16 protein-coding genes are annotated in these 14,471 nt (G+C 35.7%); 5 read left to right on the top strand and 11 right to left on the bottom strand.

Annotated features, from left to right (window positions below):
* Positions 1 to 94 precede the first annotated feature (94 nt).
* The 3 genes from recR to B3X18_RS08000 are packed head-to-tail and all read right to left on the bottom strand — an operon-like array spanning position 95 to position 2,249.
* Positions 95 to 691: a recombination mediator RecR gene (gene recR, locus B3X18_RS08010; protein WP_005020133.1), complete on the bottom strand. Its 597-nt coding sequence runs from the start codon at positions 689 to 691 to the stop codon at positions 95 to 97.
* Positions 692 to 704: 13 nt separating this feature from the next.
* Positions 705 to 1,034, bottom strand: coding sequence for a YbaB/EbfC family nucleoid-associated protein (locus tag B3X18_RS08005; protein WP_005026087.1), 330 nt, complete (start codon positions 1,032 to 1,034; stop codon positions 705 to 707).
* 27 nt (positions 1,035 to 1,061) lie between these two features.
* Complete coding sequence (locus tag B3X18_RS08000) at positions 1,062 to 2,249, bottom strand: O-succinylhomoserine sulfhydrylase (RefSeq protein WP_005026089.1); 1,188 nt, start codon at positions 2,247 to 2,249, stop codon at positions 1,062 to 1,064.
* Positions 2,250 to 2,380: 131 nt separating this feature from the next.
* Here B3X18_RS08000 and B3X18_RS07995 point away from each other — a divergent pair, with 131 nt between their 5' ends.
* Positions 2,381 to 3,487 (top strand): alpha/beta fold hydrolase, encoded by a 1,107-nt coding sequence (locus B3X18_RS07995; RefSeq protein ID WP_005026090.1) that lies wholly within the window; start codon positions 2,381 to 2,383, stop codon positions 3,485 to 3,487.
* Entirely contained in the window at positions 3,484 to 4,356 is an 873-nt protein-coding gene (locus B3X18_RS07990; RefSeq protein ID WP_005026091.1) for an NAD(P)-dependent oxidoreductase, read from the top strand. The genes B3X18_RS07995 and B3X18_RS07990 overlap by 4 nt, the downstream gene beginning before the upstream one ends.
* A 275-nt stretch (positions 4,357 to 4,631) precedes the next feature.
* On the opposite strand, the gene arsB is transcribed toward B3X18_RS07990, so the two are convergent.
* Entirely contained in the window at positions 4,632 to 5,612 is a 981-nt protein-coding gene (gene arsB, locus B3X18_RS07985) for an ACR3 family arsenite efflux transporter (RefSeq protein ID WP_051005732.1), read from the bottom strand.
* 61 nt (positions 5,613 to 5,673) lie between these two features.
* Entirely contained in the window at positions 5,674 to 5,988 is a 315-nt protein-coding gene (locus B3X18_RS07980; RefSeq protein WP_005026093.1) for a metalloregulator ArsR/SmtB family transcription factor, read from the bottom strand.
* Between the two features lie 85 nt (positions 5,989 to 6,073).
* On the opposite strand from B3X18_RS07980, the gene arsC reads away from it, so the two are divergent.
* The gene (gene arsC, locus B3X18_RS07975; protein ID WP_005026096.1) at positions 6,074 to 6,502 is read left to right on the top strand and encodes an arsenate reductase (glutaredoxin); all 429 of its coding nucleotides are present in this window, start codon (positions 6,074 to 6,076) and stop codon (positions 6,500 to 6,502) included.
* Positions 6,503 to 7,598: 1,096 nt separating this feature from the next.
* Here the strand turns inward: arsC and B3X18_RS07970 are convergent.
* On the bottom strand, positions 7,599 to 7,826 hold the full coding sequence (locus tag B3X18_RS07970; protein WP_005020120.1) for a DUF2171 domain-containing protein: 228 nt from the start codon (positions 7,824 to 7,826) through the stop codon (positions 7,599 to 7,601).
* 1,236 nt (positions 7,827 to 9,062) lie between these two features.
* Positions 9,063 to 9,386 carry a GrlR family regulatory protein gene (locus B3X18_RS07965; protein ID WP_005020117.1) on the bottom strand — a complete coding sequence of 108 codons (324 nt, stop codon included), beginning with the start codon at positions 9,384 to 9,386 and terminating at the stop codon, positions 9,063 to 9,065.
* Positions 9,387 to 9,672: 286 nt separating this feature from the next.
* Between B3X18_RS07965 and B3X18_RS07960 the strand changes: the two genes are divergently transcribed.
* Entirely contained in the window at positions 9,673 to 9,819 is a 147-nt protein-coding gene (locus B3X18_RS07960; protein WP_005026099.1) for a hypothetical protein, read from the top strand.
* Positions 9,820 to 9,961: 142 nt separating this feature from the next.
* Here B3X18_RS07960 and B3X18_RS07955 read toward each other — a convergent pair whose 3' ends face one another.
* The 3 genes from B3X18_RS07955 to B3X18_RS07945 form a co-directional block, all read right to left on the bottom strand.
* Positions 9,962 to 10,360, bottom strand: coding sequence for a hypothetical protein (locus B3X18_RS07955; RefSeq protein ID WP_005026101.1), 399 nt, complete (start codon positions 10,358 to 10,360; stop codon positions 9,962 to 9,964).
* Positions 10,361 to 10,646: 286 nt separating this feature from the next.
* Positions 10,647 to 11,060, bottom strand: coding sequence for a hypothetical protein (locus B3X18_RS07950; RefSeq protein WP_005020112.1), 414 nt, complete (start codon positions 11,058 to 11,060; stop codon positions 10,647 to 10,649).
* A gap of 668 nt (positions 11,061 to 11,728) precedes the next feature.
* Complete coding sequence (locus B3X18_RS07945; RefSeq protein WP_005026105.1) at positions 11,729 to 12,115, bottom strand: hypothetical protein; 387 nt, start codon at positions 12,113 to 12,115, stop codon at positions 11,729 to 11,731.
* A 706-nt stretch (positions 12,116 to 12,821) separates the two neighbouring features.
* Between B3X18_RS07945 and B3X18_RS07940 the strand changes: the two genes are divergently transcribed.
* Entirely contained in the window at positions 12,822 to 13,031 is a 210-nt protein-coding gene (locus tag B3X18_RS07940) for a cold-shock protein (protein WP_005020108.1), read from the top strand.
* A 55-nt stretch (positions 13,032 to 13,086) separates the two neighbouring features.
* On the opposite strand, the gene B3X18_RS07935 is transcribed toward B3X18_RS07940, so the two are convergent.
* Positions 13,087 to 14,025 carry a lauroyl acyltransferase gene (locus tag B3X18_RS07935; protein ID WP_005020107.1) on the bottom strand — a complete coding sequence of 313 codons (939 nt, stop codon included), beginning with the start codon at positions 14,023 to 14,025 and terminating at the stop codon, positions 13,087 to 13,089.
* Positions 14,026 to 14,471 lie beyond the last annotated feature (446 nt).

Here is a 14,471-nt window from a genome sequence, read left to right as displayed (position 1 = left end):
CTCATGTTTGAATTCGCCCTATTTTCCAGTGACAGAATGTACGACAAAATGCAGTTTTTTTACCATTACAAATAAAATAAGCACTTATAAGTGCTTATTTTATTCGCATCCGATTGTGTAAAGCTTGGCTTAACGTATGGCTATCTACATATTCGAGTTCACCACCCTGAGGTACCCCTTGGGCAATTCGAGTTAGATGCAAAGGCAAATGTTTGGTAGCTTCAGCCAAATAATGAGCTGTCGCCTGGCCTTCTACTGTAGCGTTGGTCGCCAGAATAACTTCTGTAATATGACCTTCACTCAAACGCCGGACTAGATAAGGTATACCAATCTCTTCTGGACCAATCCCATCAAGTGGAGATAAGTGACCACCAAGGACATGATATTTACCTTTAAAACTGCCACTTTGCTCTATTGCCATGACATCGGCTGGTGATTCCACTACACAGAGCTGCTGCTCGTCACGTTCAGAAGATGCACATATATCACACACTTCATTTTCTGTCAGTGAATGACAGACTTTACATTCATGAATATAGGAAGTTGCCTCATTTAGAGCATGAGCCAGTCCTGATGCACCTTCCCGATTTTTCATAAGCAGATGCAATGCCATACGCTGAGCCGATTTCGGCCCAACGCTAGGTAAAATTCGCAATGCCTGTACAAGCTGATCAAAGCGTTCACTGAACACGTAATATTAATCCTTAAAATAATCCGGCCAGGCCTGGTGGTAAGCCCATACCACTATTGGCACTCTTCATTTTTTCTTCAGAAATTGCTTCTGCCTGACGGGCAGCGTCATTAATCGCAGCAGCGATCAGGTCTTCGATCATATCCGGTTCATCCTGTAAAAGGTCCGGATTAATTTCAATACGCTTTACTACATTACGGCATGTCATGCTTACTTTTACCAGCCCACCACCCGCTTCTGCATGTACTTCCATCTGGGCTAGCTCTTCTTTGGCTTTTTTCAGATTACTTTCTACATCCTTCTGCATACGCTGGGCTTGCTGCATCAACATATTAATATTCATTATTACTCTCCAAAAAAATTTAAATGGCTAAATTAAATCTAAACCGCGCGATAAATCGCGAATAATATCATCAATGTCTTCAAGGCCGACAGAAACCCGGATCAAGCCTTCGCGGATACCTGCTGCTTCTTTCGCCTCTGCTGACAATTTACCATGCGTGGTAGTCGCCGGATGAGTAATAGTAGACTTGGTATCGCCCAGATTACCGGTAATAGAAATAAATTGGGTCTGATCAATGACTTTCCAAGCCCCTTCTCGTCCTTTTTTTACCTCAAAAGAAACAATCCCACCAAAACCACTTTGCTGCTTGGCTGCCAGTTCATGGCCTATATGTTCAGGCAGGCCGGCATAATAGACTTTTTCAACTTTTGGATGCTGTTTTAACCATTCAGCCAGTTTTTGAGCACTGGCCGTATGAGCTCTCATACGCAGGTTTAATGTCTCAAGGCCCTTTAAAAAGATCCAGGCATTAAAAGGACTCATTGATGGCCCTAAAGTACGCACCATACCGAAAACGTCTTCAAGCAGTTGATGACCGCCAACCACTGCACCACCTAAAGCACGTCCCTGACCATCAAGATACTTGGTAGCAGAATAAATCACCAGGTCAGCACCGAATTTTAAAGGCTGTTGTAAAACCGGAGTACAAAAACTGTTATCAATCGCCAGTAGAGCACCATTGCTATGCGCAATATCTGCCAGAGACTGAATATCAGCGATCTCGGCCAGTGGGTTAGAAGGTGATTCTACAAAAAGCAGTCGTGTTTCAGGACGTAATGCAGCTTTCCAGGCACTTGTATCTGTTAAATCAACGAAGTCTACCGTTACACCAAACTTGGCAACATATTTTTCAAACAGCGATACAGTAGAACCAAATACCGCACGTGAACAGATGACATGATCACCTGCCTTTAGATAAGACATGACTACAGCCAGTATTGCCGCCATACCCGAACTAGTAGCAACGGCACGTTCTGCGCCCTCTAATGCAGCAAGACGTTTTTCAAACATAGAAACTGTCGGGTTAGTGAAGCGCGAGTAGATATTACCTGGAATCTGACCCGAGAATTTTGCTGCTGCTTCCTCAGCATTGGCATAAACAAATGAAGAGGTCAGGAAGATTGGTTCGCCATGTTCGCCTTCAAAACTGCGTGTATGGCCAGTGCGAATAGCTAAAGTGTCAATTTGATAATCTGGTTCGTCTGGTTGGTTCATGTCTGACTCAGTCCGCAAGACTGCCCTTGATAGAAATTGCCAACATTTTGAGCGTCGAGAGTATTTCTGGTCAAGGTAAAATGCATAATTATCGCTTAGTCTTCATACAAATCTTTTGAAATGAGAAATGAATGCCAAAAATGTTTACCTTAAAAGCCAGAATTCGACAGCAGAAGACCAGATTTTTTCATCTTTCACGCCGTGTACTTAACCCCGAGTCATTGGTTCTTTCCCAATCCACACCCTTTCAGGTAATCAGCAAGTATCATGGCAGCCAGCTGCGTTATTATGCTGCCGCTCATAAACGCTACAAGGAGCCATTAGTTTTTGTAGCACCGCTGGCAGTCAATATGGCGATTTATGATCTATATCCTTACCGTTCTTTAGTACAGCATTTTCAGCTGCAAGGTTTTGATGTTTATCTGGTTGATTGGGGAAGCTTCACATTTCAGGACCGATATCGCGATTTTCTATTTTTTATTGATGATTGCTTGCCGCACTATATTAAAACTGTCTGTGAACATTCGCAGAGTGAAAAAATTTCCCTGCATGGCTGGAGTATGGGGGGTATTTTTGCTTTACTCTACAGTGCCTTGGCGAAACAGAGTCATGTTAAAAATCTGATTATTTTAGGTAGCCCAATTGACAGTTACGCTTCGGGTCGGATTGGCAGGCTATTTGAAACAGTAAATCAGCTACTTACCAGACATGCAAAAATCAGGCACAGTATTGAAAATATTCCTGAGGGGCTGATCCATACACCAGGTTTTATCAATGCCTTGGGGTTTAAAATAATTGATCCGGCGGGCTGGTTAAACAGCTGTATTCAGTTATTTAAATATATAGACAATGAAAAATTTCTGCGAGAACACACTACGGTGCAGACATTTTTAAATCATATGAATGATTATCCTGGGGCAATCAATAAAGATATGATTTTTAAAGTCTGGCTTAAAAATCCACTGAAAACAGGAATTATTCATTTAAAAGATCAGTTAATTGACTTAAAAAATATTGAGTCCTCATTACTATTAGGTGCCGGCACCACAGATCAGATTGTGACAGAAGCAGCTATTCAACCCCTTAGCCAATTGACAAATAGTGCAGATGTTTCGTTTACTGCTATTCCTGGAGGGCACATCGGTTTAATGTCAAGCCAGGCAAGTGCCAATGAATTCTGGCCAAAATTGACCGAATGGCTGGTACAACGCTCATCAAGAATAAAGGATACATTATGATTCAAACTGTGGCATTTATTGGTCTTGGAGCAATGGGCTACCGCATGGCTGCACATCTACCCAAACATTTTGATACTGTTTATGTCTGGAATCGCAGCTTTGAAAAGGCTGAACAGCATGCAACTGAGTACGGTACACAGGCAATAGATCTACATCAGGCGGTACAGGCAGATATTATCTTTTCCTGTTTACCTACCAGCCAGGATGTGAAGCAGCTTATTGACTCATTAAATATTAAAGCTGGCGCTATATGGATAGACTGTACAAGTGGTGTTCCTGCAGCAGCAAAAGAGCTGGCAATGAGTTTAAAACAAAAGGACATCGAATTTTTAGATGCGCCTGTCAGTGGTCAAACTATTGGTGCCGAAAATGCCACTTTAACCATAATGGTTGGAGGCGATGCTGCAGTATTTGATCGTGCCCTGCCAGCTATGCAGACCTTTGGCAAGCTGATTAAACATGTAGGTGACTCAGGGGCTGGGTTTGCTGTGAAAGCAGTGAATAATATGTTACTTGCAGTGAACTTATGGTCAGTAGCTGAAGGTTTTACGACTTTAAAAGCCCATGGTGTCAATCTGAATCAGGCCCTTGAATGTATTAATGCCTCAAGTGGTAAAAGTGGCATCACTGAAACGGCACTGCCCGCACGAATATTAAACCGTAGTTTCCCGTTAACCTTTGCTTTACCTTTGCTTGCAAAGGATACAGGAATAGCACTAGATCTGGTTAATGAAGCAAAGTTACCTGCCCCACTTCTTGCGCTCACACAAAGTCTGATTCAGGCAGCAAATCTGACAGCAGAGCCCGATAGTGATTTTTCCGCTGCTGTAAAAATGTATGAAGCCTGGACCAAGATTATTTTAGAATAATTTTATTTTCCTAAAGCAAAGCTTCATAAAAATGATATAACTTTTGGTGTAAATAAGGCATAACTTATAAATATAACGTGATAAAAAGCCCCTTTTTCGGGGCTTTTTATTGTCTTTAATTTTTATTCATCTTTAAAAATTTTTTAGACTTATATATCTAATGGTTCTTCATTATTTTCCACAACTCGAGAATAATAATTTATATCTCACAGTAATCCTTACTTACTTAATTAATATCAAGTAAAGCTAATTTCAGATTAAGAAATTCAGAATAATTATTTTTCTTTAAAGCAGGTTTTCTTCAGCCATAGTGAAACACTCACCAGTATAATGAGCACTGGTACTTCAACCAGAGGACCAATTACGGTAGTAAACGCCACGGGTGACGCCAAGCCGAAAGTTGCAATTGCAACAGCTAATGCTAATTCGAAGTTATTTCCCGCAGCTGTAAAAGAAATGGCTGTGGTTTTTGGATAATCATTTCCCATCCATTTGCTCATAAAGAAGCTGATAAAGAACATTAATATAAAATAAATGATCAGAGGAATTGCAATCCGCAAAACATCCAGCGGCAAGCTCACCACATCATTTCCTTTCAAACTAAACATTGCCACAATTGTGAACAATAGAGCCAGTAAACTCATTGGGCTGATCTTTGGCAAAAAGATATTTCGATACCAAGCTAAACCTTTGGCCCGAACTAGAAGAAAGCGAGTCATAAAACCAAGAAAAAATGGAATACCTAAATACACGAGTACCGCATGTGTGATAGTCCAAAAATCAACATTGATCACTTGCCCCGCAATACCAAAATAAGGTGGCAAAAAAGTCAAAAACAACCAGGCATAAGTACTGAAGAATAGGATTTGAAAAATGCTATTAAATGCGACTAAGGCCGCAACGTATTGATTATCGCCACAAGCTAGGCCGTTCCACACCAAAACCATTGCAATACATCGTGCCAGACCAATCAGAATCAATCCTGTCATATATTCAGGATAGTGAGGTAAAAAGATAACCGCTAAAACAAACATTAAAACTGGTGCAATAACCCAGTTCTGAACTAGAGATAAAATTAGCGTTTTCTTGTCTTTAAATACCTCTGGCAAAGCTGCATAATCGACTTTGGCTAAAGGTGGATACATCATCAGAATTAAACCAATAGCTATTGGAATATTGATTGAATCTATACTTAACTTATCTAAGTTCACAGAGACTTGCGGAAAAAACACTCCTATAGCTATGCCTAGCGCCATAGCAATAAAAATCCAAAGTGTAAGATTACGATCCAGAAATGATATTTTAGCAGGCACAATATTACTCTTCACAATAGTCCGGAATATTTGAAGTTAAGGGATTAAGTATCGGGTTTAATGCTATTATTTTTAAAATATCATGTGCCCAATTTGGTAAATCAGGGTTCAGGCGATAATATACCCACTGCCCTTTACGCTGATCCAGTAGTATTCCCAAGTTTCTAAGCAGGGCTAAATGACGAGAGATTTTTGGCTGACTTAATTTTAATTGTGCCGTAAATTCACATACACATACGTTTTCTCTGTTCATAACTAATTTTAAAATATTTAAACGTGTTGAATCAGCAAGGCATTTAAAAAAATCTGTCTGTTCCATCTTTTGAAATCTCAAATATTTACTATTGCGAATATACGTATATCCATATATAAAGGCAAACAATACTAAAGAGATCGAGTAACCTATGTCTCAATCAATCAAAATTTATCATAATCCGGAATGTGGAACTTCTAGAAATACATTAGCCCTAATCCGTAATACAGGGCAAGAGCCTGTAATTATTGAGTACTTAAAGACTCCACCTTTAAAAGCAGAGTTAATTCAATTAATCAAGAATTCCGGGCTAACTGTACGTGAAGCCATACGCAAGAATGTAGCACCCTACAAAGAGCTAGACTTAGATAAATTACATTGGACAGATGAGCAATTAATCACCTTGATGCTTGAATATCCTATTTTAATTAACCGGCCTTTTGTCGTCACAGAACTTGGAACCAGACTATGTAGGCCTTCAGAAATAGTGCTAGATATACTGTCCGCACCTCAACGTAAGGCATTTAGTAAAGAAGATGGTGAATTAATAATTGATCAAAATGGCAAAAGAGTGAGATAAAATTCAAGTTCAATATAATAAACCAAAGTGAATACTTAATTTTTCACAAGGGGCTCTTCAGAGGAAAATGTTATTGAGCGAATTCCACTTTCTCAAGAATAATTTTGTCATCCGGTCCCACTTTTACAAAGGTAAAATTCTTGCCTGTGCTCATTTTATCAGGATAAAAAGAGGCTTTTGCAATTCTTTTTATATCATCGTTTTTGCCGAAAAAATTATTCCGGGTATTGTATGTCCAGTAGAAAAAACAGCTCATACCTATAAATAAAGTTATTAAAATCCTTATATGCATCTGAATGAGCCTTATATAGTAGTAATTCGCAGTGACTTTATTAAGTAATTTGCTTTTATACTTATACGTTAAAAATATAAAGAGTAAAAGAAATTTATATCACTGATATATAAATAATTCTGTTTTATAATTTCTATTTCCTTTATCGGTTTTTAAATAATATTTCCCTTTATTCTTAACTTTAGTGCCGGACTATAAATACATATTTATCAGTTATAGCCCATGTACCTATAAAGATCAGTAATTTTTCTGGCGATATAATATTCACATACATCACTATAAGAATGACTTTCGATATTTATTAATAAATACTTAGGTTCTGCTTTCCTAGCTTTTTTATTTCTTTTTGCAGTTTGCCTGTAGTTTCAAAGCTGCTGAAAACCAGATTATCTTTATCGTTCAAAAAAGATATTAACAACGCAACTGTTAGATAGAGGTAGCTTTACAAGATACTATAATAGTTAATATACCTTCCGGGCCAAAGCTGGTCAGTGATTAAAATTTAGGATCTCGAGTACAAGTGATTTAGCTTATATCAATATTTTTGCGCCGGGCAATAAACCAGAAGAATCAGAAGCTATACTTATAAGTAATACAGTAAACTGCCAGCAAATGGTCAGTACAGATTTACCAGATAGTAAATACCGCACGTCAAAGTAGAAAAGTAGAAAAGTAGAAAAGTAGAAAAGTAGAAAAGTAGAAAAGTAGATTTCGGGCTGGATCTACAAATTTTGAATAAATAAATTTAAAAAAACATAGTATTGCCTATGCAATACTATGTTTGACTTACTAAGAATCGACCCTTTACTGAAGAGTCTTCCACTGCTGGTGAACCTCTTCAGCATTCTTATTGAGATGAACTTCACCATTTTCTGCTTTGGCAACCCAGCTTAACGGGATGACATGGTGCTCATTATTTTCATCATCACTACGAGTCAATTTAATTGAATCTTGGCCTTCTAAATGATCTACCTTTCCAACTTGAGTTCCACAAGAAGCTATTACTACGTCATGTTCATTAATATTTTGCATTGTTAAGCCTTATTATTTAATTCAAGGGAAAAACCACTATAGCAACTGGCAAAATTTGAAGTGTAAATTAATAATGTTTGTATGTTGATCAAATATAGTAGATTTTTAAATTAGGTAATTTAGAGGGACAAAAGCTACAGACTATGAAATATGGGGTCCGGTTTAAATAGATTATGGACCTTAATATCAGTTTTAAAATTTGTGTTGACCGGCTACGTTAAGTCTCCTAGTCGTTTTTAAACACTATTTTTTACCGCTAATCTTTTTTTATGATCAATTCTGGCAAATTTAAAACTCTTGAAAGCATTCCTTTTACGTGGATAAAAAGAAGCAATAGCAGCACTATCCAAATTTTTATGATGGGTAAATGCAGGAGCAGTATGAGAATACAAACAAAAGAATAATACACTCGACACTATAGAAGTCGTTACCAGAAATCTCATGTACACTAAACAATACTCAAATATTTAGAAAATTTTAGGAAAATATAGTGAGCTTATACATTAATAAACTTACTATTAAAAGATTTTTTGGCTTGAAGACTACCTTTGTAGCTTTTGAAGGCTGCATAGTTAAGGGTTATAAACTGAAGAATATTAAGCTTGAATTATCTGGCATCGTAACTCTTCCAGACATGATGAAAAAATAGATGATTGCTCAGCCGGTCCGAAAGTTTACTGTATAGGGCAAACTTCATTATTAGACTCAGACATGACATATAGTAATAATATGTCCTTCTCAATGGGTGATTACCTTAATAAATCTGTTTTCTACTTTCTGATCACCTTCCATCATGAAGTACATATAGTCTCTATTCTTCTGTGTTTTGTTTGCCAGGCAAGTATATATTTGGAAAAACTGACTGTTAGTAGTTAGTTATCATGTTATGAAGACTATAGAAGAAACCTCATCAGTTATAAACTGCAAAGACTGTAAGACTAGACTATGACTAATTGCTTTCTATATTCAATAAAGATAAAGAAGTAGCCCAATAAATAGTTTAAGTACTTATTTAATTACTATTTTCAGTTTTAGAAGATTGAGTGAAAAGAAGATTCAACAGAGTTACTAAACGATTTAAAAATCACATCAATCCAAAAAATATGTATTAATAACACGTTATCGATATAAAAATGATGAGCAAGAAACTATGCTATAGAGTTGCCTTTGATAAGAACAAGACCGTTATATGATTTAAAAGATAATAGAAGAAAACAAAAATAGGTTTTTAAATAATCAGATTACAAGTTCACCAATAAATTTGGCGTCGGCTTCTATAGTAATATTCTGGTTATCTTCAACATGGCCTTTAAGCGAGAAACCAAATCCTGACTCTTGAAAAGTTAGGTTAATTCTGTAATTAGATTCTTGATCAAAGATAGATAGCGCCGACTTCCTGTGCTTATGGACAGTTAGCTTGACAAGATTATCTTTGATGTGGCCTGAATATGTATGGTTAGAATCTCCACCATTAATCTTATTATTGTTTATAACGACAGTACCCTCTCCAAAGCCATGGCCACTATTTCTAAATACAACATAAAATATTCCATCCTTCATAAAGAAATCCTATCAATAAAAATACGCAAATTAAAAATCCCAATCATGTCATCATATCTTAACAATATAGTGATAAATATCTCATTATTCAATTGTATATTAGTATAATAAAGCACCACAAATTTCAATTAGTCTATTCTCAAAGTAAAAAGTCTTTAAGTAATTAGCCAATCAGAAATTTTGTAGTAAAAGACACATAGCTCACACATCACTCTCACAACTATCTTAGTGTAAGTAGACATAAAAGAGCATGATGACTTTCCTTCACATAATAAAGAAGATTGAAATGTCTAATTTTAAAGATTTTTCCGAAAAAGCTACAAAAGACAATGAGTCAGCCGAGCCTACTCCAGAGATCTCTACACAAACTCCCGATGAAGTAAAGCAAGATGAAAAGTCTCCTACCCCTCATGAACCACAAAATAAAAGTTAAGTGATATCCTAAAAGCTGAATAATACTTCTAAACTTTATTAGGACCTGTTACTAAACAAGGTCCCATTTTTATTAACTTAATAAGCTCTAATGAAAATTTTGTATTATTTTTAGAACTACGAAATTGAATTACAAGTATTGCTTAAGTGGTCTGATTAAATTCTTTAGACCGTAAGTAAGCAGAGATAGCTTCACCATTATTTTCAAGCTTGGGGCTCAGAGGCGAAACTTTTGGGATCTCAACAATAACTTTATCGGTTATTGTCGCAAATACAGTGGCTAGCCATAGTACAAACTCATCTTTTACATTGCGGTTTGGCATCAGGCTCATATCAATCATTTTACCTTTGTTCTTATTTATCTCCTTACATAGCTCATCAAAGTTATTAAAATTGTATTTAAATCCAATTCCACTATCTTTAATTTCCTTTTTAATTTCTATTAAAAGAATATCAATATCCTTATAGCTGTCGCCTTGAAATCCATTTTTTTTATAGACTCGGTCATAAACCGTTTCTGCTATTTGAATACATTCCTTCATTCTTATACCTTTTAATGGCGCGTGGAGTATCATTTATATTGAATCTAAATCAAGAAAGGTATAATCAAATTGTTTATTTTTTTAATTTTTTTGGAAAATTAAGCCTTATGACAAGGAATGAGCTCAAAAAATTAAAAAAGCTCACCATTTGGAAAGCTTCTTAAAATCGTATTGCGTTTTCGACCTACGCTGCAATCATTACTCAGGGAACCACTATTTACCTGATCAAAGACAGGAGGGACTTTTAACGGAAATAAAAAATGAGACTTTAGCAGAAAATAGTTGCTTATAGGTCGAACCAATATGTACCTAAAAATACACAACCTATCAGCAAGAACCAACTCATATAACTCCAGACAGAATGTTTTCTTCTAACTGTATTGTCACCAGAGATTCTAAGTTTTGGATAATTCAAGGTCATCGGGTTATGAATCTGGTTTCTGAACTCTTCAGCAGAAACTGCACTCTCTTCTATAAGATATTCATAAAAGCGATTTGCCTGTGATTTTTCCATATTCCGGACAAACTTATGTATATCTTGATCAAGTTCTGTCTGGGCTCGATGGAGTGGAATGGACTTTTCTTGAACCAGATATCCCGCAAAATCAGATTTAGCATAGATTAGTTGTTTTACTTCATTGCGTGAGACAGGTAAATGAATTTTTACGCCAAAGAGCTCACCAAAAAAGCTTTGTTGCATACCACACTCTCATTATTTAGATGGGCCATATGATACCCTTTTATGACTAATGAAAATCAAAGAATCCGAAAACTTATTGTAAACACTAACTTACTAATCTGTTTTAAGGTCAGAAGTTCTTATAAAATAAAGATTAATTTTCTATACGCATATACATTAAATTGTACTATTCTCATTTAAAGTAAGTGAGGCTAGACATTTATAAAATTTTAATGAACTGAATTTTCTAAAATTCTATAAGTCTATTGATTCTTGGCTTAGCTTACAGGAGTACAAATATGCACCCTACCTTTATTTTACTCTATCTCTTTAAAAAGAATGTATGAACACTCATGGTTAATAATAGTGAGGTCCTTCAAGATCTTTGTTATCGTCTTTATACAGAGACATTGAGCACACACCATTCCAGAGCAAATAGTGCTACGGATAAGTTAAATTTTCTGGCTGAAGCTCTAAAATTATTTTCTGAAATTGAAGTGGTGAAATGCTCTATTATGATAAAGACAGTAACTGTTATCTTTAAATTTAATTCACGGCGATATACGTTTTGGAGTGTAGAAATGCCAGAGATAGATGATAAAAATGGGTTTGTTAAGTACCTATCTCATCATTTGAAAGATATTTATAGTGATTGCAATAATATTGATTAATTAGCTTGCTTATTTTTGCTAGATTCGAAGATAGGTTGTTGTAGCTTCGCTATTATCTAAAAGTAGAGATTTTGGTTCTAAAGTAGGCTTCTCTTGAAATGAATCCACCACAATTTTATCGGTCAAGCTTTCAAATATTACTGCTAACCATAGTATAAATTCATCTTTTTGATGTCGACTAGGGATAAGACTTAAATCAAGTGTTTTACCATTGTGTTTTTCAATTTGCTCAATAAGTTCCTTTAAACTATTAAATTCATACTTACATTTGATATCTGTATTTCTGATTTCCCTTTTAAACTCTATTAGGAAAAGGCTCATGTCTTTAGAGTTATTACCCAAGAAACCATTTCTATTTTCAATCTTTCTATAAATTTCTTCAGCTATACGTAAACATGTATCCATCTTTTTTACTTCTATCTATATAAGAGACTTAGTATGAGCTGTTTAATCAACTTCATTGAGGTAAATATGTAATGATAAGACCCAATAGCAGTTTTATAAAGCGTAATTCTTTCCTGTATTTGTAATCCCATCTCATGTACACAAAACAGAATATAGCTCAAACCATGTAATGTTCACTTCCTATAATAAAACTTTATTTATGGCATTTTACGTCACTCATCTTATTCATATCTTCGATTGTTTCTGAGTCTTGGACTTGAACGTTACACAACTTGCTTGCCCAGATCATCCTCAATACAGATATTTATGCTATACCTTAATATCAGAGAAAAGCCCCATACCTGAAATTCATAGACTTAGGCCTTAGCATTTATAGTTGTCATACCAAGGGAGGTGATAAGTTTCCACATATCATTTTCATTATTTAAATCTGATATAAAAATTAACTTCTTAAGAAGTAGCTGTTAATTAACACTATTTATCAAAAAAATAAATATATAATATAAAAAACTTGAATATTAATTATTTTCATGTATTATTGCCTTAACTAGAAAAAAGTCTTGTCCGGTAAATCTTCTTAAGTATCGCAGTTTTAGTCATAATTCTTCGTTTTTTTCAGATTTTAAGTTCCATTCTTTATTATTTTCAAAGTTATACTCAGTCATTAAAAACGACTAAAAATTATTAAAATTCAATAGGATTTATTATGTCTAATACTATCAATGGTACAGTAAAGTGGTTTAACGAAGCTAAAGGATTCGGTTTTATTCAACAAGAATCTGGATCAGATGTTTTTGCTCACTTTAGTGAAATTGCCAGCTCTGGTTTTAAAACTTTATTCGAAGGTCAGCAGGTATCTTTCAGTGTTGCTCAAGGTCAAAAAGGCCCTAATGCTGTAAATATTGTTGCTCTATAACACATAGCAAGTAATTAAAAAAAGCACCCTAGAGTGCTTTTTTTATTGTTTGAGATTATTTACTTCCATAAATCTTATCATAGCCATCAGGACGGGTTTTGAAGCGCCGGTGAAACCACATATATTGTGTAGGCGCCATACGTATCTGACGTTCTAATATTTTGTTTACTCTAGTGGCATCAGTAATTTCATCCTTACCCGGAAAGTCCTCAAGCTGTGGCTCCAGCAAAATATGATATTGAGGATTTCTAATATCTCCTGTTCTGTAAAAGTACAGAGGGATAGCTAAGGTATTTGATATTTGCATTATACGCCTATGGGCAGTTACTGTGGCGGCTTGAACTCCAAAGAAAGGGGCCATTACGCCCTGCTTGAGGCCAAAGTCCTGATCAGGACTATACCAGACTGCCCGGCCCTGTTTTAACTCCTTGATTAAACCTCGCATATCATTTTTTGAAATCTGGTTGTTGTATACCTTTGCTCTGCCCCGATAAATCAGCATCTCTAATAAAGGATTATTTTGAGGTCGATATACAACATCCAGTTCAAAGAACAAGCTGCACATATATCCCCCTGCATCTAATAAAGTAGTGTGAGAGCTTAAAAGCAGAATACCCTGACCCTTTGCATTTTCTATATATTCAAGTCCCTGAATGTATACACGAGATTTAAACCATTTGGGGGCGTACCAAGCATTTAATGCCTCAAACAGGCCAATCAAGGCATTAAAAAATACTTCTTTTGCAGCCAGCTCGACTTCATCTGGACTCTTTTCAGGAAAACAGATCTCCAGATTCAGGATAGTCGTTTGCCGACGGCTAGATAAAAACCTCCATGCAGGATTAGTAAGCAGTCTAGCTATCCTCCATTGAATGCACCAGGGCAAGACAGCTAAAAAGGAAAATATAAAAACTATTAACCAAATTGCCCAATACTTGGGAAGAAGGAAGGACCACTGAAAATCAGCCGGATTATGTGACGTTTTTATATTCATGCAAATATATTATTAAAGCTGAACCATATGATACCTGTTCAACAGGTTAACAGTAGACCTATCCCGTGCATGATTAGTAAAGTTTTATAGGTCAAAGCTCCCTAAGGCATAAACATAATAGCCCTCTTCAACCTAACATATAGCTACTTGTTTAAGACCTTACCGAACAATGGTTGTCTTTATTACATTCGTCCTGTATTGATGGGTACTCTTATAATTATTAGTGATAATATCAGTCTTAATGAATAAATTATCTTGGATATTAATTTTAGCAATTTTGGCGGTTTTAATAGCGGTTTTTACCTGTACAAGGCAATGGAAGAAGATCCTGATTATCTATTTAAATTATTCGAATAACTATATAAATAAACTTTTTCAAACCTAGATCAAAAGATTCAGACTATCGAAGTTAAGCTTATGCAATTTGATAGTCATCCCATCGTAAA

It is taken from the genome of Acinetobacter sp. UBA6571, assembly GCF_002434085.1.
Classification (GTDB): Bacteria; Pseudomonadota; Gammaproteobacteria; order Pseudomonadales; family Moraxellaceae; genus Acinetobacter; species Acinetobacter radioresistens.
This window is presented reverse-complemented; position numbering and strand designations above follow the sequence as displayed.